This window comes from Desulfonauticus autotrophicus, from assembly GCF_055381725.1.
In genome coordinates this window covers 1,306,574-1,327,412 of sequence record NZ_AP042395.1, presented here as the reverse complement: position 1 = coordinate 1,327,412, position 20,839 = coordinate 1,306,574, and the positions used below count along the sequence as shown (strand labels likewise).

Annotated in this window: 18 protein-coding genes and 1 tRNA gene; 15 read left to right on the top strand and 4 right to left on the bottom strand. The window is 34.8% G+C overall.

The genetic code is table 11. The features are described from left to right. Positions 1–15: 15 nt before the first annotated feature. On the bottom strand, positions 16–444 hold the full coding sequence (gene rplM / locus ACZ42F_RS07550; protein ID WP_029969074.1) for a 50S ribosomal protein L13: 429 nt from the start codon (positions 442–444) through the stop codon (positions 16–18). A gap of 172 nt (positions 445–616) precedes the next feature. Between rplM and ACZ42F_RS07545 the strand changes: the two genes are divergently transcribed. The 14 genes from ACZ42F_RS07545 (at position 617) to ACZ42F_RS07480 (ending at position 16,952) form a co-directional block, all read left to right on the top strand. After that, positions 617–1,309, top strand: coding sequence for a Lon-like protease helical domain-containing protein (locus ACZ42F_RS07545; RefSeq protein WP_464278513.1), 693 nt, complete (start codon positions 617–619; stop codon positions 1,307–1,309). A 128-nt stretch (positions 1,310–1,437) separates the two neighbouring features. Next, positions 1,438–1,560, top strand: a complete 123-nt coding sequence (locus ACZ42F_RS07540; RefSeq protein ID WP_464278512.1) for a hypothetical protein — start codon at positions 1,438–1,440, stop codon at positions 1,558–1,560. Positions 1,561–1,565: 5 nt separating this feature from the next. Continuing rightward, the gene (locus ACZ42F_RS07535; protein ID WP_464278511.1) at positions 1,566–3,065 is read left to right on the top strand and encodes a Lon protease family protein; all 1,500 of its coding nucleotides are present in this window, start codon (positions 1,566–1,568) and stop codon (positions 3,063–3,065) included. Then, positions 3,049–3,834 carry a universal stress protein gene (locus ACZ42F_RS07530; RefSeq protein ID WP_464278510.1) on the top strand — a complete coding sequence of 262 codons (786 nt, stop codon included), beginning with the start codon at positions 3,049–3,051 and terminating at the stop codon, positions 3,832–3,834. Before ACZ42F_RS07535 ends, ACZ42F_RS07530 begins: the two co-directional genes overlap by 17 nt. Positions 3,835–3,836: 2 nt before the next feature. Beyond that, positions 3,837–5,075 carry an HD domain-containing protein gene (locus tag ACZ42F_RS07525; RefSeq protein ID WP_464278509.1) on the top strand — a complete coding sequence of 413 codons (1,239 nt, stop codon included), beginning with the start codon at positions 3,837–3,839 and terminating at the stop codon, positions 5,073–5,075. Positions 5,076–5,098: 23 nt separating this feature from the next. After that, entirely contained in the window at positions 5,099–5,596 is a 498-nt protein-coding gene (locus tag ACZ42F_RS07520; protein ID WP_464278508.1) for a hypothetical protein, read from the top strand. Between the two features lie 2 nt (positions 5,597–5,598). Further along, on the top strand, positions 5,599–6,819 hold the full coding sequence (locus tag ACZ42F_RS07515) for a hypothetical protein (protein ID WP_464278507.1): 1,221 nt from the start codon (positions 5,599–5,601) through the stop codon (positions 6,817–6,819). Positions 6,820–7,082: 263 nt separating this feature from the next. Further along, a complete protein-coding gene (locus tag ACZ42F_RS07510; protein ID WP_464278506.1) occupies positions 7,083–7,724 on the top strand; it encodes a hypothetical protein in 642 nt (213 codons plus the stop codon). Beyond that, positions 7,721–8,566 (top strand): GT4 family glycosyltransferase PelF, encoded by an 846-nt coding sequence (gene pelF, locus ACZ42F_RS07505; RefSeq protein WP_464278505.1) that lies wholly within the window; start codon positions 7,721–7,723, stop codon positions 8,564–8,566. The genes ACZ42F_RS07510 and pelF (ACZ42F_RS07505) overlap by 4 nt, the downstream gene beginning before the upstream one ends. A 20-nt stretch (positions 8,567–8,586) precedes the next feature. Then, a complete protein-coding gene (pelF, locus tag ACZ42F_RS07500) occupies positions 8,587–9,225 on the top strand; it encodes a GT4 family glycosyltransferase PelF (protein WP_464278504.1) in 639 nt (212 codons plus the stop codon). After that, complete coding sequence (gene pelG, locus ACZ42F_RS07495) at positions 9,213–10,586, top strand: exopolysaccharide Pel transporter PelG (RefSeq protein WP_464278503.1); 1,374 nt, start codon at positions 9,213–9,215, stop codon at positions 10,584–10,586. Before pelF (ACZ42F_RS07500) ends, pelG begins: the two co-directional genes overlap by 13 nt. 58 nt (positions 10,587–10,644) lie before the next feature. Beyond that, on the top strand, positions 10,645–13,299 hold the full coding sequence (locus ACZ42F_RS07490) for an endo alpha-1,4 polygalactosaminidase (protein WP_464278502.1): 2,655 nt from the start codon (positions 10,645–10,647) through the stop codon (positions 13,297–13,299). Next, positions 13,244–14,194 carry a tetratricopeptide repeat protein gene (locus ACZ42F_RS07485; RefSeq protein WP_464278501.1) on the top strand — a complete coding sequence of 317 codons (951 nt, stop codon included), beginning with the start codon at positions 13,244–13,246 and terminating at the stop codon, positions 14,192–14,194. Before ACZ42F_RS07490 ends, ACZ42F_RS07485 begins: the two co-directional genes overlap by 56 nt. Before the next feature lie 7 nt (positions 14,195–14,201). Beyond that, complete coding sequence (locus tag ACZ42F_RS07480) at positions 14,202–16,952, top strand: tetratricopeptide repeat protein (protein ID WP_464278500.1); 2,751 nt, start codon at positions 14,202–14,204, stop codon at positions 16,950–16,952. A 59-nt stretch (positions 16,953–17,011) separates the two neighbouring features. On the opposite strand, the gene ACZ42F_RS07475 is transcribed toward ACZ42F_RS07480, so the two are convergent. Both ACZ42F_RS07475 and lpxB read right to left on the bottom strand, forming a co-directional pair. Beyond that, a tRNA-Met gene (locus ACZ42F_RS07475) sits at positions 17,012–17,088 on the bottom strand. A 184-nt stretch (positions 17,089–17,272) separates the two neighbouring features. After that, entirely contained in the window at positions 17,273–18,388 is a 1,116-nt protein-coding gene (gene lpxB, locus ACZ42F_RS07470) for a lipid-A-disaccharide synthase (RefSeq protein ID WP_464278499.1), read from the bottom strand. A gap of 80 nt (positions 18,389–18,468) precedes the next feature. On the opposite strand from lpxB, the gene ACZ42F_RS07465 reads away from it, so the two are divergent. Next, positions 18,469–19,437: a DctP family TRAP transporter solute-binding subunit gene (locus ACZ42F_RS07465; RefSeq protein WP_464278498.1), complete on the top strand. Its 969-nt coding sequence runs from the start codon at positions 18,469–18,471 to the stop codon at positions 19,435–19,437. Positions 19,438–19,448: 11 nt separating this feature from the next. Here ACZ42F_RS07465 and mnmE read toward each other — a convergent pair whose 3' ends face one another. Beyond that, positions 19,449–20,816 (bottom strand): tRNA uridine-5-carboxymethylaminomethyl(34) synthesis GTPase MnmE, encoded by a 1,368-nt coding sequence (gene mnmE, locus ACZ42F_RS07460; RefSeq protein WP_464278497.1) that lies wholly within the window; start codon positions 20,814–20,816, stop codon positions 19,449–19,451. Positions 20,817–20,839: the final 23 nt, after the last annotated feature.

Below are 20,839 nucleotides of genomic sequence, written 5' to 3'. Positions count from 1 at the left end.
AACCTTCTCCGTGTATTAAATTTCTAATGCTTGAGGTTGCTGGGCTGTATGGGGATGCTCTGCACCTCTATAAACTTTTAGTTTTTTTAACAATTTTCTTCCCAAGCGATTTTTGGGAAGCATACCCTTCACTGCTTTTAAGATGACATCTTCTGGCTTGTTAGCCAGCATTTCTTCCAGGGTTCTGCTTTTAATACCACCTGGATAACCTGTATGCCAATAATATTTTTTCTGCTCTAGTTTGCGACCAGTAACGCTTACCTTTTCAGCATTTACCACCACAATAAAATCCCCACAATCTAAATGAGGGGCAAATTCTGGTTTATGTTTACCTCTGAGCCTTGTTGCTATCTCTGTGGCCAAACGACCTAAGGTCTTGCCTTCGGCATTCACTACATACCAATTGCGAGAAATCTCTTGTGGCTTTGGACTATAGGTTTTCATTTTCCTTACCTCTCCTTGAACTGAAGAAAGACTGTTTATGTGTTTTTAAAAAATCTGTCAACCTTTTCTCTAAAGGAAAAAAGAAAATAGTATCTTAAAAAAAAGAAACATTTACTTTTTATTTTTCTTAGCTTAAAAAAATGATAAAAATAAAAATCTTAGGAGAAGAAGAATGTCTTTATTAGTCTTACCCCCAGAAAAATTGAGAAGGACCATTGACCCTGCTTCTCTGAAGATAAAGAGCAGTCAAGAGCTGGAAGCAGAAGATGTGATTTTGTTACCCGGACAACCCAGGGCGTGTAAGTCCCTGGAGTTTGGGCTAAGAATAGAGCTTCCTGGATATAATATAGTAGTTACAGGAGTGCCAGGTACAGGAAGGCATACCTTAGTTAAGTCTGTAGCTAAAAAGTGGGCAGCAGAGAAAAAAAATCCTGGGGATTGGTGTTATGTCTATAACTTTGAAAAGCCCTTTAATCCCCTGTACTTAAAATTAAAGCCTGGGGAAGGGAAGGTTCTGGCCCAATCCATGGAAACTTTTATTGAAAATGCTAAAAGTAATCTGCGTAGTGCCTTTGAAAGTGAAGAATACCAAGCCCAAAAAGATGCCCTGGAACAGGAGTTAAGGGAAAAACAACAAAGAGAAATAGAGCGCTTGCAACAAATGGCTGCAGAAAGAAGCCTCTCTTTAATGAGAACTCCCCAGGGTCTGGTTTTTGTCCCCTTAAAAGAAGGCAAAGCCCTTACTCCAGAAGAGTTTGAAAGCCTTCCTGCAGAGGAAAGAGAAGTATTTGAACAACACCTGGAGGAAATGCAAAAGGAGGCCCAGCGTTTTTTCAGAAGATTCCCAGGTGGCAACAGGAAGTAAGAGAGAAAATAAAACAACTAAATCAAGAGGTTGCCAAGTTTACACTAAAACATCTTTTAGATGAATTAAAAGAAAAGTTTGCCCAGAATAAACAGGTCCTTGCTTATCTGGAAAAAGTAGAAGCAGATATGGTCAAAAATATAGCCCTGTTTTTTTTAGAAGAGCAAAAAAAAGCTGCCCTGCAAGAAGAAATGCCTGTGCCTTTAAAAAGTGAAGAGAGTAAGAACTCTTCTTTTTCAGGCGCTATTTAGTCAATGTGTTAGTGGATAATTCCCATTTAAGCCACGCTCCTGTAATTTATGAAGATAATCCCAGTCTGGGAAATTTGGTGGGGAAAATAGAGCATATCCAACAAATGGGCTTTCTGGTTACAGACTTTCACCTTTTAAAACCAGGAGCACTACATAAGGCCAATGGAGGCGTATTAATCCTGGATTTGGAGCAGCTTTTGTTAAATCCAGGCAGTTTTGAAGCCTTGAAGAGGTGTTTAAAATCTGCCCAAATTCGTATTGAAAATTTAGCTGAAAAGTTTTCTTTAATAAGTACAGTTTCTTTAGAGCCAGAACCCATTCCTTTAGAGGTAAAAATAATTCTTATTGCTCCTCCTTATCTGTTTTATCTTTTAAAAATGTATGACCCTGACTTTATCAAGCTGTTTAAGATAATAGCTGATTTTGATGAATCTTTACCCTTTGATGCAGAAAATATTAATTATTATCTTAAACTTATAGCTTCTATAATTAAGAAGAATAACTTACTTCCCTTTAAGGCCGAAGCCATAGCTAAGATTATGGAATATGCCTTAAGAGTTGTTGAAGATAAGGAAAAAATAAGTGCAGAGATAAGAAAGGTAAGTGATTTAGTAAGTGAATCTTCTTTTCTGGCCAAAAGTAAAAACAAAGAAGAAGTGGAAAAAGCAGATGTCCTGGAGGCCATAGAATTTAGAGAGTTTAGAGTAAATCGCTATCAGGAAAAGGTGCTGGAAGCCATTTTAAGGGATATTATTTTTATAGAAACAGAAGGTGAGGCCATTGGGCAGATTAATGGTCTCTCTGTTATCTCTTTAGGTGATTTTTCCTTTGGAAGGCCAAGTAAAATCACTGCTAATGTGCGTTTGGGAGAGGGAGAAGTGGTTGATATTGAAAGAGAAGTGAAATTGGGAGGGCCTATTCACTCCAAAGGAGTAATGATTTTGAGTTCTTTTTTGGGAGCGCGTTATGCTAAAACCAACCCTCTATCCTTAAAGGCTACCTTGGTTTTTGAACAATCCTATTCAGGCGTAGAAGGGGATAGTGCGTCAGCTGCAGAGCTTTTGGCCCTGCTTTCAGCTATAGCTGAAGTGCCCTTAAAGCAAGGTTTGGCCATTACTGGTTCTGTGGACCAAAAGGGCAGGATTCAACCTATTGGGGGAGTAAATGAAAAGATTGAGGGCTTTTTTACCCTTTGTAAGAAAAGAGGTTTTACTGGAGACCAGGGTGTGGTTATTCCCAGGGCCAATGTTAAACATTTGATGTTAAAAGAAGAAGTGGTGGAAGCAGTAAAAGAAGGTAAGTTTAAGGTCTATGCTATAGAATCTATTGATGAAGCCATAGAACTTTTTACTGGCCTACCAGCAGGAGAAAGTATAGAGGGAGAAGGGTTTGCCAGAGGAAGTTTTAATGCCTTGGTTCAGGAAAAATTGGAGTTTTTTGCTCAAAGAAGAAAGGAGCTGGCCAGGCAGCTTCAGGGAAAGGAAGGGGATGGAAAAGAGGATTAAACGCCTTTTGCTTTTATTGGATGGTTCCAAGCTAAGCTGGCAGATTCTAAGGTTTGGGCAGTGGCTGGCAAGGATTTTTTCAGCTGAAGTAAAGCCTGTCTATATCGAAGAACCTTCCTTATTGCCTCAGAAAATATATGCTAGAGAGGTGCGTTTTTTCTCCTTTCAAGTCCAAAGAGAAGATTTTTTTTGGCAAAAGGAAGTGAGATTTAAAGAGGAGAGGGTGCGTAAGTTTTTGGGGCAAGGAGAAGTTTCAGATTTGCACCTGGCAAAAGTGCAAGGTAATGGGGAAGAGGTTTTGTTAAACCAGATTACATCTGGGGATCTGGTAATTTTGGGTAAAAGAGGCTGGAGTAAGAGGGGTTTTTTTTGTGTGGGCTCCACTGCTACCCAGCTCTTAAAAAAAGGGTGTGGAAGCGTGCTCCTTCTGGAAGAAGGAGAGAAACCAATTAATCATTACTTAGTTATCCTTGAAGGGTGTGAACACGATAGGCAGGTTTTAGATTTTAGTTTTAAGGTCTATAATTCTTATCCCAAGGATATCTTCTTTTTTATTCCTGCAGAAAAAAAGAATTTTTTAAGCTCATTAAGTATAGAATATCCTTTTTTAAAGGATAAAGATATTTTTGAATTTAAAAATAAGTCTGAATTATTTTTTGCATTGAGTAAAGTTAGAGGGAATAATTTTTTGTTTTTGAATTTTTTGGCTGAAGAAGAGTTGTTTAATTTTATTTGCAACTTTAAAGGAAGTGTTTTTGCTTTGAGGTGATTATGCTTACAGTTAGAAAAAGTTTGCTGCAGTTTGTATTTTCTGGTTCTTTTATGAAAAGATGGAATGATAAGCTAAGACCTGTTGAATTGGTAGAAGTAGAAAAGCAAGCCCATAAGATGATGCTGGCTTTTGTATTATACCTCTTAAATAGTAAGGATTTACAGGAAGAAGAGCAAATTGAACTTGGAGAGGAAGTTATTTTAAAAGGAATTTTTGATTATTTTTATCGTTTAATTATCACAGATATAAAACCCCCTATTTATTATAAAATAAAAGGAAATCCAGCCCATTTTTCTGAACTTACTTCCTGGGTATTAGAACAGCTTCATCCTAAGATAGAGTGTCTGGGTGAAAGTTTTTGGCAAAAACTTGTCAATTATTTTAAAGAGCAAAAAGAAGAGGGACTTAGCAATCAAATCCTGGAGGCAGCCCACTTATTGGCCAGCTGGTGGGAGTTTTCTTTGATTAGGGACTTAAATGCTTTTGATCCAGAGATGGCAGAAATTGATGCTTCTTTTAAGCAACAGATTCAACAATACACCTTTTTGCAGGGAGTTGCTGAATTACTTGCTGAAGAAGACAATGCCTTGAAAAAGGTAATTAACTTATGGGGGCAGCTTAGATTCCAAAAACGCTGGTCTCAAACTCCCAGGATTCCAGAAACTTCTGTTTTAGGACATCTTTTTATCGTTGCCTGCTATGCCTATTTCTTCAGTTTGGTCATAGGGGCTTGCCCCAAAAGAAGACAAAATAACTTTTTTGCAGGCTTGTTTCATGACTTACCCGAGCTTTTAACCAGGGATATTATTTCACCGGTAAAAAAGTCTGTACCTAAAATTAGCAATCTCATTCGAGAATATGAAGAAAGTGAATTGGAAAAACGGATATTTTCGCTTTTAAAGGATTATCCTCTGGTGGTGGAAAGGCTAAAATATTTTTTAGGTCTTGATGTGGGGTCAGAATTTACTTCTACAGTTATTTTACAGGAAGAAGTAAGGGAAGTTACTTTAGAACAACTGGAAGTAAATTATAATAAAGATGAATTTGACCCAAAAGATGGAGAATTATTAAAAGTATGTGATAATTTAGCTGCTTTTATTGAAGCTTATACTGCCTATAGAAATGGAATTATGAACGAGCAGTTGCAAGTAGCTATTTTTAGGATTAAAAGTCAATATCAAAATTATATGTTAGCTAATAAGCTACATATTGGTGGATTGCTTTCTGACTTTGATTAAAAAATAGTAAAAGGAGATAGACAATGAAAAGAATATTTATTTTTATGGTATTTTCCTTGTTTTTGTTGGGGTGTTCTAGTGTTAAAACTCAAGGGGACTTTTCTTATCCTCTGGAAAAAAAGTTGGGTTTGGTGGTTTTGAAGAATAATACAGAGACTCCTTTAGCTGGATTTAGAGCTAGTAGTATCTTAGAAGGTATTCTGGAAGCCAGGGAAGTTAAGGTAAAGTTTTATTTACAGGAAAAGTTGCAGGACGAGTATTTACCTCAGGAAGTGAATAAATTTTTACTTCAGGCCAAAGAAGATGGTCTGGAATATCTTTTGAGTGGAGAAGTTAATGAGTGGAGGTATAAAACAGGTATAGATGGAGAGCCTGCAGTAAGTGTTCGCCTGGCTTTGTGGGATGTACAAAAGGAAAGCATTGTCTGGAGTGGAGTTGGGGCTAAGAGCGGCTGGGGACACGAGTCTTTAGGTACAGTAGCTCAGGAAGTATTGTTGGAACTTGTAGAGGAAGTTTTTTAAGTATGCGTAGCTCTCTTTGGGGAATAATCTTAGAGACTATTATTTTTGCCTTCCTATTTTTTGTGTTGGGTTTATTTTTCAATTCAAAAGACCCTCTCTTTTTACATAGCCACTTAAACTATACTTTGCTGGTTTCAGTTGTCTTGACTTTATTTTACGGGTTGAGTGCTGGTTTAATCTTGCTTATTCTGTTTATTATTGAGGGATATTTTTTTTATTCTGAATTTCCCTATCTTTTTTATATTCAGAATTTTTTATTTATTTTGGTATGCGGAGAGTTTAACTATTATTGGAATAGTAAGATAAGAGGTAATGAAGAAAAATTAAGATACTTTAAGAATAGATTAAGAGAGCTGGGTAGAAGTTTTTATGTTTTGAAAATATCACATAATCAGCTAGAAGAAAAATATTTAACTAAACCTTATAGTTTGAGAAATATTTTGTACGAAATAGAAACTGCTTTCCAAAAATCAAAACAAGAGGCACTTATAAAACTGGAGGCAGTAATAAAAAATTATTTTAAGGTAAAAGATTTTGATTTACTTTTGGTAGATAGAAAAAATTTAGAGTTTTATACCCCAAATCTAAAAAAGAAAAAACTTGCCACCAGGGAAGTGGAGTTAATTCAAAATTCTTTTGAACAAGAAGAAGCTATCTTTATTTCTTCAGAAGAAAAAGACCTGGATAACAATTTATTAGCCGTTATTCCTGGTTTTAACTGGGACAATAAACCTCTACTGGTTTTATTGGTAAGAGAAATGGAGTTTTTAGACTTTAATCAAGAAAATTTTATGGCTATGTTTATTACCCTTTCCTACTTGGCCATGCGGATAGGTTTTGTAAAAGATACTTTTAAAGATGAGCTTTGTAAATATTGTGACCCTCGTTTTGTAAAGGATGTGTATACCTTATCTTACCTGGGAGAGAAATATAAGCTTAATAGCTCCCTGGTGGCTATTTTATTAAATCCCAAGTTGGAAAACTATTTAAAGAGTTATAAGTTAAGGCTTAGACTTCTGGATAGAATAGAGTTTTTAACCTGGCAAGATAAAAAAATAGCCCTTATTCTTTTCCCCTTTGAAGGTAAAAATGGCGCTTTGGGATTTGTAGAAAGGATTAAAAAGGAAGGCTTTGAGCTTAGAGATTATCAAATAATACCCTTTGCCAACTCTTCTCTGACCAAAATCAAACAAGAAGTAAGAGCTTTTCTAGCTTTATTATGATTACTTTTGATAACTATATACTATTTTATATTGTATTTTGCTTTATTTTAGCTTTAACTTTTTTTATTTTTTTGATTAAAGATTTGTATAAAAAAAGTTATATTTTTATCTTTTTACTTGTGTTTCTTTTGACTGTTTTAAATCCTGTTTTTTCTTCTATATTTTTTATTTTTATTCTTAAACAAAAAAATAAAACAATTAGTAAGGAAAAAGTACTATTTGAAGAAGAAGATAATATTTGGGCTAAACCTTTTAATTTTGGTATGAGAAGATTGGGAGAAGCAAGTGTATCCCTTTTGCCTGAAAAGGGAAATGTTCCCTTAGAAATAAGACTGGAATTAATCAACCTTTTAAATCAATATAAAAGTCCCTGGAGTATAAGAATTGTAGAAAACTTATTAAAGGATAAAGAAGATGAAGTAAGGCTTTTGGGATATAGTGTTCTGGATAAATTGGAAACCAGGATAAGTAAAAAGGTAGAATATTTTTTAGATAAATATCATGGAGCAAAAGAAAAGAAAGAAAAGGCTATTCTGGCTCGTAATATAGCCTATGCCTTTTGGGACTTTCTCTATTATAATTTGGTAGATACAGAAATGGAAAAGGTAATTTTAAAGAAGATAGAATTCTTCTTGGAAGAAGCCAAAAAGGTTTTACCCAAAGACCCTTATGTGCTGGTTTTGTTGGGAAGAATGGCTTTGCGGCAAGGTAAGCAACAAGAGGCTATTTTCTGGCTGTCCAGGGCTAAAGAATACGGAGCTAGCAACTATAGTACGATTCCCTATTTGGCTGAAGCCTTTTTTGCTTTAAGAGATTTTACCAGCCTTAAAAAAATAGCCAATGAATTTAAAGAGTTTGTAGAGCATCCTAAACTTGGGCTTATCTGGAGGATGTTAGTTAAGTGAAAGAATATACCCTATTGGAAAAAGAGAAGTCTTTTGATATTTTAATTTTAGCTGAGGGAACATATCCCTATGTACGCGGTGGAGTTTCTTCCTGGATTCATCATTTAATTTCCATTTTTCCTGAATACAAATTTGGAATTGTTTTTTTAGGGAGTAAAAAAGAAGACTATGGTGAGGTACAATATACTTTCCCAGAAAATTTAGTATACCTAAAAGCTGTCTTTATTTTTGATTTTGCGTATTTTAAAATAAAAAAAGGTTTAAAGATAAAAAAAAGCACGATTGAAGATGTTTTCAAGCTACATAAGTGGTATAAGGGCTTAGAGCCCAATTTTCCTCCAGTATTTCACTCCCCCAGGACCTTTTATGAAGATTTGGAGGCAGATAAATTTTTATACTCTAGAGATAGTTTTGACTTTATTGTTCAAAATTACTTACAAAGTGCCAAGGAATTGCCTTTTATTGACTATTTTTGGCAAATAAGAAATTTGCACTTACCTGTACTTGAATCTAGTAAAATTTGTAAACTGGATTTTAAATGTAAAGTTATTCATAGCCCTTCAACTGGCTATGCTGGATTTTTGGGTTCTTTATTGTCTTATGATAGAAACATACCTTTTATTTTAACTGAGCATGGTATTTATGTGCGGGAGAGAAAAATTGATATTTTTTCTCAGGAAGATAATATTTATGGTTATAATTTATTTTCATCTGATAAAAGTAAGTTAGATATAAAGAAAATCTGGATTTCCTTATTTGAAGGATTGGCTAAAATAACTTATAATAGAGCATTTAAAATAGTTTCCCTTTTCCTAAAGCTAGAGATATACAGGTTAAAATAGGTGCTCCTAAAGAAAAATGCTTGGTTATACCCAATGGCATAAATCTAGGTATATTTAAAAAAGAGAAGCAGCAAAGAAAAAATGTAATTGTAAATATCGGAAGAGTGGTAAAGATAAAGGATATAAAGACTTTTATAAAAGCCATGGGGGTTCTTTTGACTAAAAAGAAGGATGTGGAAGGTTGGATTGTTGGACCCACAGAAGAAGATGAGGAATATGCTAGAGAATGTCTGGACTTGGTTGCTGCTTTGGGTTTGGAAGATAAAATAAAGTTTTTAGGCTTTAGAAAACCAGAAGAAATTTTGCCCGGAGTAAAATTGTTGACCTTAACTTCCATAAGCGAAGGAATGCCTCTGGTCATTTTAGAAGCCTTTGCCTGTGGAGTGCCAGTGGTGGCCACAGATGTGGGGGCATGTAAGGACTTGATCTATGGGCAGGAAGGAGAAGATAAAGCCCTAGGCAAAGCTGGAGAGATTGTGCCCCTGGCCAGTCCTAAGGAAATTGCCCGGGTGTATCTGGATTTTTTGGTAGATAGAGAAAAATGGCAAAAGGCAAGTCTGGTAGCTCAAAAAAGAGTCCATACTTTTTATTCTCAGAAGGTTTTTTATAATAATTATAAGATGTTGTATCAAGAGGCATTAAGTAAATGGCCGGTATAGCCTTTGAACTAAAAAAACTTTTAAAAAAACAAAAACTATTTTCCCTGCTTGTAGCCTATGGTTATAGTGCTGTGCTGATTTCTGGTCCTTGGGTAATTTCTATTATCAGCATTTTGTTGGTGGGTTATTTTGCATACTCCCAGCAGGATAATCTTTTTATTCTCCAGTTTCAAAGTCTAGTGACCTATTTGCTGGCCCTTAGCCTTATTCTTACTGGTTCTTTTCAGCTTTCTTTTGTTCGGAGTATAGCAGATTTTATTTTTCAAAAAAGGGAAGAACAGGTATTCCCCAATTTAATGGGAGCCCTTTTATTATCTTTTGGGCTAGGTATAATTGGGGCGTTTATTGGTATAGGTTTATTTTTAAACTCTCTGGATTTGACTATTAAAATTCTAATACTTTTTTCTTTTATTGCTCTTTGTGGAATCTGGATTGTCAATGTTTTGTTCTCTGGCTTAAAAGAGTATAAAAAACTTTTATTATTATACTTTGTTTCCTTTGCAAGTATATTTGTTTTTTCTTTTTATTTTAAAAAATATGGATTATCTGGTTTGCTTTTTTCTTTTCTTTTAGGCCTAAGTATTCTTCTTTATCTTTCCTTAATTTTGATAGGTAATAATTTTGTTTTAAACAATTTTATTTCTTTTGATTTTTTGCAAAAAGATAATTTTTACCTTACATATGCTTTAATAGGTCTTTTTTATAATCTTGGTATTTGGATAGATAAATTTATGTTTTGGTTTTCCCGGGATACAGGAAGAGTAGTTATTGGCGGTTTAAAAAATTCCATTCTTTATGACTTACCTATCTTTTTGGCCTATCTTTCTATTGTTCCTGGAATGTCTGTGCTTTTTTATCGCCTGGAAGTAGATTTTGCAGAGAAATATGAAAAATTTTACGATGCTGTTAGAGAGAAGGGAACCTTAGAGGAAATTTTTTACTATAAAAAAAAGATGATTAGAAGTATTAGAATGGCCATTCGGGAGATAATGATAGTGCAGGGTATATTTACCTTGATTTTGTTCTTAACTTCAGAGGATATTTTTTCTTTGCTCAATATTCCCAAATTGTATCTACCACTTTTTTATGTGGACCTGGTTGGAGCTCAGTTGCAGCTTGGATTTACCTTTTGTTTAAGTTTTTTATTTTATTTGGATAAAAGAATTATTTGTCTTATTATGTCTATTTTATTTTTTGTCTTAAACTTTATTTTTACTTACCTAAGTATAAAATTAGGTCCATATTTTTATGGTTATGGATTTTCTTGTTCTTTGCTCGTTTGTTTTGTTTTAATCTTATTTTTATTAAGTAAAGTAATGGAAGATTTAGAATATGAGACATTTGCCTTTCAAGAGTATTAGTTTAATAATCTTTATTTTTTTAGCAGGTAATATTTGGGCCCAAAAAATTGAGGATGGAATGTGTTTTTATTATGGAAATAGGCTTCCTGAAGAAATGCTGGCCTATTGTAAGTATATTGTTGTGGATGATAAAAACCTGGAAGAAAAGCCTGTAGTTACTTATGATTTAGATACTAAATATATAGCCTATTTGAGTGTGGGAGAAAGTCTGGATAAGGCAATAGCTAAAGATTGGGTCCTGGGAGTAAATAAAAGATGGGACTCTAAGGTAATGGATTTAACTAATAGGAAGTATTTTGATTATCTTTTAGCCAGGGCCAAAAGACTTTTAACTAAAGATTATGGAGGTATTTTTCTGGATACCTTAGACTCAGCTACTCTTTTTTTAAAGGGAGAGAAATTAGAGGCTTATTTTGAACAAGAGGTTAAGCTGATTAAGACTCTAAGAAAGTTATTTCCTCAGAAGCTGATTATTCTCAATAGGGGTTTTGAAATAATACCTAAGGTCTTTCAAGATATAGACGCTTTAGCTGTAGAGTCTCTTTTTTGGGGATATGATGCTGTAAATCAAAGTTATGTTCCAGTGAAATCTGAAGAAAGAGAGAAACTTCTTGTTTTACTTAAGGGTATTAAGAGTAAATATAAGTTGCCCATAATAGTTATTGACTATTTAAAACCTGGCGAAATGGAGAAAGGTCTGGAGTTATCTCAAAAGATACAACAGCTTGGATTTATTCCTTATATCAGTAATGGAGAACTTAATGCTCTGGGAATAAATGAAAAGTGTATTTATCCTCGCAAAGTTTTAATTTTAACAGATGGGAGCGTTTATAATGATATTTATAAAAATTCTCCTTCAAGGCTTATTTCCCTTCCTTTAGAATACTTAGGTTTTGTTCCAGAGATAAAAAATGTGTCCAGAAGTTTACCTGAGTTTCCTTTAAAAGATAGATATGCTGGAATTATCGTCTGGTTGAATAAAGGTGTTTTAGAAGATTATTCCCGATTTTATGTGTGGGTTAAAAGAGCTATTGCTGAAGGAAATAAGGTTTTATTTTTGGAAAGTTTTGGTTTCCCAGAAGAAAAGGAGTTTTTAAATCCTCTGGGCCTGGATTTAGTAGAAGTGCAGGATAAAAACTTTAATTTATGGTTTAATAAAAAGTATTTGGGCTTTGAGATTGAACCTAGAATAAGAGCAGAAGATACAGGCCTGGTGCTCCAAAGAGGAGAGCCCTGGTTAATGTTAAAGAATAAAAAGGAGCAAATTACGCTTATGGCCAAAACTCCCTGGGGTGGGTATGCTTGGGGAGAGAGTTTTTTGCTCAACAGCCCAGAAGAAATCTGGGTTGTTGACCCTTTTCAACTGGTTCAGGAGATGCTGGAACTACCTCTTCTTCCCATACCTGATGTAAGCACAGAAATGGGGAAAAGGATTTTCATAGCTCATATTGATGGAGATGGAGCAGTAAGTAGGGCTGAGTTTGAACCAGATAAGCTGGCTGCAGAAATCATTTATTCAAAAATTTTAAAAAAATATACCTTGCCCCATGGAGTTTCTTTTATTGAGGCAGAAATTGCTCCTCATGGACTTTATCCCCAACTTTCAGCTAAGATGTTAACGTTAGTTAAAAAGATTTGGCAACTTCCCTATGTGGAGCCAGCCAGCCATAGCTATTCGCATCCTTATCAGTGGAAAAAGGTGTTGCTTAAGAAAGAGGAGTTAGAAGATACAACAGGAGAATTTTATAACTTACCCCTTAAAAACTATACCCTTAATCTGGAAAGGGAAATTATAGGTTCAGTTGATTTTCTGAGTCAACTTACCTCTAAACCCTTACGCTTGTTTTTTTGGACAGGAGATTGTTTGCCCACTGAAAATGCTCTTAAAATTGCTTACAAACAGGGTTTATACAACATTAATGGGGGTGATACGACAATAACCAATCAAGAGCCCTGGTTTTCCAGGATAGCTCCTTTGGGCTTTAAAAGGGGAAAGTTTATTCAAATTTTTGCCCCTGAACAAAATGAAAACCTTTACACCAACTTATGGAGAGGTCCCTTTTATGGCTATAAGCAGGTAATCCAGACCTTTTTAAAAACCGAAAGTCCCAAAAGGTTAAAACCCATAGACATATATTATCATTTTTATTCTGGTTCTAAACTTGCATCTTTAAAGGTTTTGGAAGAGGTATACAATTTTTGCTTGCAGCAAGACATTCATCCCCTTTATGTTTCTGAGTTTTTACAAAGGGCGTTGGCCTTTTATAATAGTGTCATACTTAAAACTAGTGAAGGCTTAGAAGTAGTTAAAAAGGGAAAATACTTTGGACTAGACTTTAACCTTGGCACCTTAAGGTTGAGCCAGGAAAGCATTGTTTCAAATAGCTGGGGAAGAAAGCAAGATAAAAATCTTTATTACTATCACTTAGAGCCTGATAGTTACAGAATAAAGGTAAGCACAAAATCTAATTTAAAAAATAAAAAAGAACCATATTTAATTTCTTTAAATGGAAAGGTTTTGAGATTTAAAAAATATAAACAAGGCTTTGATTTTAAATTTACCTCTTTTAGACCTGTAAAGGGAGAGCTGTTTTTGCCAGATGGTTGTCGTCTTGATTTTAAAAATAAAGTGAAAGTAAAGAAAAAAGTAGATACATATGTTTTTCAAAGTAAAGAGAAAACAGTTGCAGGAAGAATTACCTGTAGACAGTGAAGAAAAAGTTGTCACAGGAAGTGAGCTTTTGTTTATTTTAGGAGCCTTTTTATTGGCTTTATTTTTAGTTTTTCCCAGAAAGTCTTTGGACTTTTATGTCTTAAGCGAACAGAAAAATTTGGATTTAGCCATTTCCTATCTGGAAGTTTTGGTAAAAAAATATTCACGGGTGGATTATGCCAGAGTACTTTTTCAAGGCTATGTACATAAGGGAGAGTGGGAAAACGCTGAAAAATTGGGAGAAAAGATTAAATTAAGCCCTTTTTTGCGCTATGATTTAAGTAAAAGTCGGTTTTTTGCTTTGCAAAATAAAGAACCCAAAAAAGCCATAGCTTACTTACAAAAGTGTTTAAGCTTACTTAAGGAAATAGAAATAAAAGAAGAAGTAAAACCGTCCTGGCTTTATGAGGAGTACTGGAGGCTGGGGCAATCTGCAGAAGCGCTTAGAATAATTGAAAATTATGGCCTTTATAAGGAAGATGTGAAGTGGGCTAAAAAGGGGCTTGAACTTACTCTGGCTAAGTCTGATTTTAAAAAGGCAATGTTTTTTTTAGAAGAACTCATAGTCAAAGATAGCCCCAATTCTTTGTTCTGGAAACAAAAAAAGGCTGTTTTGCTCGAACAAGAGGGTAAATACCTGGCCAGTGCTGAGATTTATTTTCAATTGTTTAAAGAAAGTAAGGACAAAAAGCAAAAGAAAAAATTTTTAATATCAGCTTTTAAAGTTTTAGAAAGTGGGAATAAGGTAAAAGAAATTAAAAAATATTTACATAGTTATTTGAAAGAGATTCCTGGAGATTATGCCAGTTATAATTATTTTCTATCTCTGGCTAGAAAAGTTGGAGCCAGGAAAGAAGCCCAGTTCCTATCCAGGAAAATTTTGAGAGAAAATTAAATTGAAGATGAAAAAAGTAATTTTTACTTTGATTTTTTGTTTGCTTGCTTTAAATTTAAATCTTGCTCTAGCTGAAGATAACTTAAAGCAACAAACAGAGCTTTTAAAACTGGCTCTTAATGTGTTTGTAGAAAATAATGATTTAGATAATGCCTATAAAACAGCTTTAAAAGGTTATAAACTTAATAAAAGGGATATCTTCTGGCTTCAATGGTTAGCTCAAATTTCTATCTGGCAGGGAAAAACAAACCTGGCCTTTTCCTATTATAAGCAAATATATAAACTAAAACCCAGTTTAAACTTGAGTAATAAAATTATTAAGCTGGGTCTAGAGTTAAATCAATTAGATAAGATTGTAGATTTACTAGAGGAAAAAGTAAGGAAAAAAGAATATCTTTATGTAGATAGCCTCATTAAAGCCTATATCTATATTGGTTCTCCAGAAAAGGTATTTGCTTTACTTAAAAAAATACCCAAGAAGATAGCTTTTAATTATTATTTTATAGCCTCAGAGCTAGCTTTTTCCTTGGGAGAGCTTGATTTATCCCTGTTTTATTTAAAAGAAATAGAAAAGGTTAGAAAATTAAATTCTAAAGAAGTTAATCTTTATGCTAAAATTTTACTTATAAAAAGAAGATATGATCATGCGTTGCAAAAACTATATTCGATTAAAGACAAAATGGATTTTACTGAGCCAGATTATTGGTATAATTTAAGTGATTTATCTTGGCTTATGCAAAAAGATGAAATTGGTCTGGAGGTTAATTACTTTTTGTTTCAGCACGATATAGCTAGAAAGGTTGATTTTGAGCGTTTAGGAATACTTAGCCTTAAAAAGAAAGATTTTGATTTAGCTAAAAGGGTTTATTTAGAGGCCTGGAAGAAATATAAAGAGCCTATTTATTTCTTAAATTATGCCTATGTCTTAGATAGATTAAAGGACTATAAACTGCTTTATACAGAAATAGAAAAGTTTTCCCAAGAGGATAAACACTTTTTGGAAAATAATATAAATATTTTATTACTAAAGGCCAAATCTTTAACTTGGCTGGGTAAGAAAAGGGAAGCATTGGATATTTATTTAGAGCTTTATCTAAAATATAGGCAAAATAGTTTAGCTAGAGAGTATATTTATGCTGCTATTGAGTTGGGAGAGACAAAGGACTTACTTACTTTTTTAAGGTATCTAGAAGAAAATAAGTTAGTAGATGAGTCCCTATATTTAGTAGTTGGCTCTGCTTATACCTATTTACAGTATAATCAAAAAGCTATTTTTTACTATGATAAGTACTTGGATAAAAACAAACAAGATATTAGTTTTTTGGTTGATTATGCAGATGTTTTAGGCTCACTCGAGGAATATAAAAACAGAGAGATAAAACTTAGAAAAAGAGCTTATGCTTTAATAAAAGAAAGGATTAAACAAGATGATAAATTTTTAACTAATAAGGACAATCTTTATCTCTATCTGCGATTGTCTTTTTATTTTGATTCTCCTGGAAAAATAAAAAAATTATTAGCAAAAGCTAAAGAGATACTTCCAGAAGAAGAATATTTAAACCTTTATTATAGCTATCTTCTTGCACGGGGAAGTTATGAAAAAGCAATTTTTTTACAAAAAAGATATGGATTTGCTCCCCCCTGGGCTAAGATGAGTATGAACCTGGAGCAGGACAATAGAGAGGAGTTAGCCCGGTTAACCCAAAATTTTTTATTCAGGTTACCTATAAGAGATGAAGTTGAAAGCTTACGCAGGATTGGTAGAATAGATAGGAGTAAAGAAGTTGCTTTTAGTAACCTAGATAAGAATAAAAAGGACTTTTTACTCTATAAACAATTTAAAGATTTAATAGAAGAAAGTGAGGATAAAATACACCTGGCTACAGAGGCTAGCTTACATAAAGACTATGATATCTGGACTAATAGAGTATTGGTTTTGTCTGATTGGAATAAGTATTTAAGTTATAGTGTTTTATTAGAAGATAAATTAATCAAGGAGAGGGATAACAATTTATTTAACCTTCCAGATAACATAAGTAAATATACTTTAAGTTTTAGCTATAAAAGAGAAAGAAAAGAAGTAAAATTTTCTCTATGGAAAATAGTAAGTAAACAAGAGGTTTGGGGCGGGAAGTTAGAGTTTTCTTCTTATTTGAATAATAGACTGAATTTAAGGTTTAGAGTTTATGGTAATGACTTTGCTTCTGAAAATTTACTTGTGGAGACTTTAGGGCTTAGGGAAGGAATTGGGTTTGATTTAGTTTATGATTTAACCGATAGCTGGCAGACAGAGTTTAGCCAGGATTTTAGTAGATATAGAGATTTAAAGTATAATCTCTTTGGTCAGAGTAGAAGTAGTTTTTGGCAAATAAGTAAAAAGCTTAGAGTGGGCTATCCTTCTTTGACTTTACGCAATTACTGGCTTTATAATTCTTATGCAGAAAATCAGAGTAGCTATTTAAATCGGTTTTCAGTTCAGCCACCAGATTTGCTACCAGCGGATTTCTGGGAAACAGGCCTGGTTTTGGATTTTGGTCTGGAAAATAGAGACAACTATAATCGAGTATGGCGGCCTTTTGGAGAATTTGGAGTGGTTTATAACAATCAAAATGGTTGGGGGCCTTTTTTAGAACTGGGAGTTGGAGGTTCCTTATTAGGACAGGATAATCTGGCCCTGGGATTTGGTTATTCCAAAGAACTCATACAAGAAGGAGAAGGGGTGTATAGGTTTTACGGGGAATATAATTATTGGTTTTAAGCTTAGATAAAAATAAAAAAGGTGGTAAGCTTTAAAACTTACCACCTTTTTTCTTTTTTTGGTAGCGGGGGGAGGATTTGAACCTCCGGCCTTCGGGTTATGAGCCCGACGAGCTACCAAGCTGCTCCACCCCGCGTCAATCGAGAAAAGCTACTTTATATATTTTTTTATATTTGTCAACATTTTTGTCAGTGTTTTTTTATTTTTAGCCTTTTAGCTTGCCTGGTGATTATCCTTTCCTTATCGTTTATTTGCCTGGAGTGAGTGTGCAAAAAAGATAGATGCTGGGAATTTAGAATATCCTTGTTTTTGTGGACTTACTAGTTTAACTGTTCTAAAAAAGAGAGCAGTTCCTCTCCCACACTTTGTGAAGCTTTTTTATTTCCCAAAATAGTTTTGATTTCTTTTAATTTTAGGATAGTGTTGTTGTAGGTTTTTTCCTGTTCCCATAAGTTTATGCTTTGTAAGATGTTTTCTACATTAGCTTCTTTTTGAATATATTCTGGGAAAATTTTTTCTTTTAATATTAGATTGGGCATACCTATTGCTGGAACATCTATTAATAATTTACCCACCAGATAGGTTAGAGAAGATACCTTATAGGTGATAATGGTGGGTAATTGCATTAGTGCGCACTCCAGAGTTACCGTGCCAGAAGCAGCCAGGGCCAGGTAACTGCTGGCCATTTCTTGATATCTATATTTTCTTTCTACAATCTTACAATTTAATTGGGGGTTAAGGTATTGGGTTATTGTTTTCAGGTCTATGTTATCTGCCTTAATAAGAGTAAATTGATAATTTTTCTTTTGTTGTAAGTTTAAGCATACTTCATTAAAAAGTGGTAGCAAAGAATGCACTTCCTTATATCTACTTCCTGGTAATAATAAAATTTTATTTTTTTCTCTGGTTATATTTTTAAAGGAATTAAAGTCTATGATATCTAATAGTGGGTTTCCCACATAGGATGTATTTACTTTATATTGTTTAAAAAAATCTTCTTCAAAAGGAAAAATGCAAAATATTTTTTTGATATATTTTTTTAGAAAATGAACCCTATTTTTCCTCCAGGCCCAAACCTGAGGAGCAATGTAGTAAAAAACAGGTATGTTTAGGTGCCAGGCATATTTGGCCAGCCTAAAGTTAAAGTCAGGGGCATCTAAAAGAAGGATAAGGTCAGGCCTTGTTTTTTTAAGAGATTGCTTTATGTTCCTTAGCAATTTGAGGATGCGGGGCAAGGCGGAAAAGACTTCGGTAAATCCCATTACAGAAAGTTCTTCAGCCCTAAATAGGGCTTTTAGGCCGGCTTTACGGCTTAGCTCTCCTCCCATCCCAATGATGTTTATTTGGGGATGATGAGTTTTTAGCCAGGTTATAAGCTGGCTGGCATATACGTCTGCCGAAGGTTCACAGCAGTTTATCCAAATAGTTTTGCCCATGGTCTATCCTATGCTTAAAATTGAGTTTAAAGGTAATATGAAGTTGGGATAAATACAAGTTTTAGAGTAAGGGAGAAAAAATGAAACACCTTATTTTGTTTTTAGGGTTATTTTTATGGTTGGGAGTACCCACAGGAGAAGCCAGGGAGTTAAAACTGGCTCATGCTGTCAATACGCAAAGTCCCTATCATCTGGGGAGTTTGGAATTTAAAAAACTAGTGGAACAGGAAAGTAAAGGTGATTTGCAAATAAGGATATTTCCCAACAGGCAACTGGGAGATGAAAGGGCACTTATTGAAGCTTTACAAATGGGCTTGGTGGACTTGGCAGTTATTTCTACAGGCCCTGTGGGCAACTTTGTCCCTGAGTTTCTGGCCCTGGATGTGCCTTATGTTTTTACCTCCTATGCACAAGTAGATAGCGTGCTGGAGGGAAAGCTGGGTACAAAGTTTTTAAGTACCTTAAATAAAGCTAAGCTGGTGGGTCTGGCTTTTTGGGAAAACGGGTTCAGGCATCTTACCAATAACAAACATCCAGTATTGGTACCTCAGGATTTGGTGGGATTAAAACTAAGAACCATGGAAAACAGGGTTCACATTGAAGCCTTTGAATACCTGGGGGCCATTGTTCAACCTTTACCTTATGGAGAGGCTTTAGCTGCCCTCAAACAAGGTGTTTTAGATGGTCAGGAAAATCCCATAAACATTATTTATGCCTTTAAGCTCTACACCTTACAAAAGTACCTTTCCCTTACTGGGCATGTTTATTCTCCTGCCTTGCTTTTAGTTTCTCAGAAAACCTGGCAAAGTTTATCTGCTCAAGAAAAAAGTATTTTAAAGAGTAAAGGGTTAATCGCAGCGAAATATGAGAAAAGGTTGATTCGAGAGCAGGAACAAAATCAACTGGAAGAACTAAAAAAAGCAGGTATGAAGGTTTTTCAGGTGGATAGGGAAAAATTTAAAGCCTATTTAACTCCCTTAAGAGAAAAGTGGGCAGAAAGCTTTCCCTGGCTGAAGGAAATAGAAGCCTTTTTGCAGGAAAATAAGTAAAATATTTGTAATTACTTTCCTATACAAAAACGGGAGAAAATAGCCTCAAGGGTTTCTTCTGTGGTTATTTCTCCTGTTATTTCCGCTAGTTTTCTTATAGCTACATCCAGGTGCAGGGATAAAAGGTCATAGGGAAACTGGGAAAGGTTTTGCAGTAGCTTTTCCAGTTCTTCCTGGGCTTGCTGTAAGCAAATTTTTTGACGCAGGTTGGGTACCAGTAGGGATTGCTGTTCTTTTTGCTGGCCTACTAGTTTTTTTAAGATTTGTTCGGTTAGGAGGTTCAGATTTTTACCGGTTTTGGCAGAAAGGAAAATGGGCTCTAACTTACATTGATTTAGCCACAGGGGCTTTGTTTCTGTTTTATCTATTTTATTGATAACCAGAATAATTTTTTCCTGCTCTATACTTTCCAGTACTTTGTCTTCAAATTCACTCCACTCTTCTTCAATATCTATTAGCAATAAGCAAAGATCACATTGTTTTAAAAGCTCCCAGCCTCTTTTTAAGCCCAGATTTTCTACTTCATCCTGAGTTTCACGCAGACCAGCAGTATCTACCAGGCGTACAGGAAGTCCTTTAAGATTGATGCTTTCCTCTAAATAGTCTCTGGTAGTTCCTGGAATGGGGGTGACCAGGGCCCTTTCTTTACCAATAAGAGCATTTAACAAACTGGATTTTCCAGCATTTACCCTTCCTGTTAGAACCACCAGAGCTCCATCCTGGTAGATGTGTTTTTGTTCGTAGTTGGTAATTAATTCTTGTATTTCTCTGAGGATGGTTTTGATTTGGGGGCTTAATTGAGTGGGAGGCAGGATTTCCAGTTCTTCTTCTGGAAAATCCACTGCCAAGCAAAAGTGTTGTTTTATTTCCTCTAGATTGGCCCTCAGGGAAGAAATCTTTTCTTTTAACAGTCCAGATAGTTTTTGTTGAGCCAGGGGAATGGCTTTTTTCGTAGGAGCACTGATTAGTTCAGCTACAGCTTCAGCTTGGGTGAGGTCTAGCTTGCCATTGAGGAAAGCCCGATAGGTAAACTCTCCTGGTTTGGCCAATCTGGCCCCTAGCTTTAAGGTTTCCTCTAAAAGGGCTTGCAAAATAGCAGGTCCACCGTGGCAATTTATTTCTACCACATCTTCTCCAGTATAGGAGCCAGGCTCTGGCATATAAGCTAACAACACTTCATCCAGCAATTCGCCTTGAGTGGAATAGACATGACCGTGGTGTAAACGGTAGGGCTTTGGGCTGGTAAAGTGTTTTTGACTGGATTTAAACAAGCGAAGGGCAATATTTAAACTTTCTTTGCCACTTAATCTTATGATTCCCACTCCTCCCTGTCCCAGAGGAGTAACTATAGCACTTATGGTATCCTTCTGGTGCTCCATGTTTGGGTCCTTGTTATTTAATT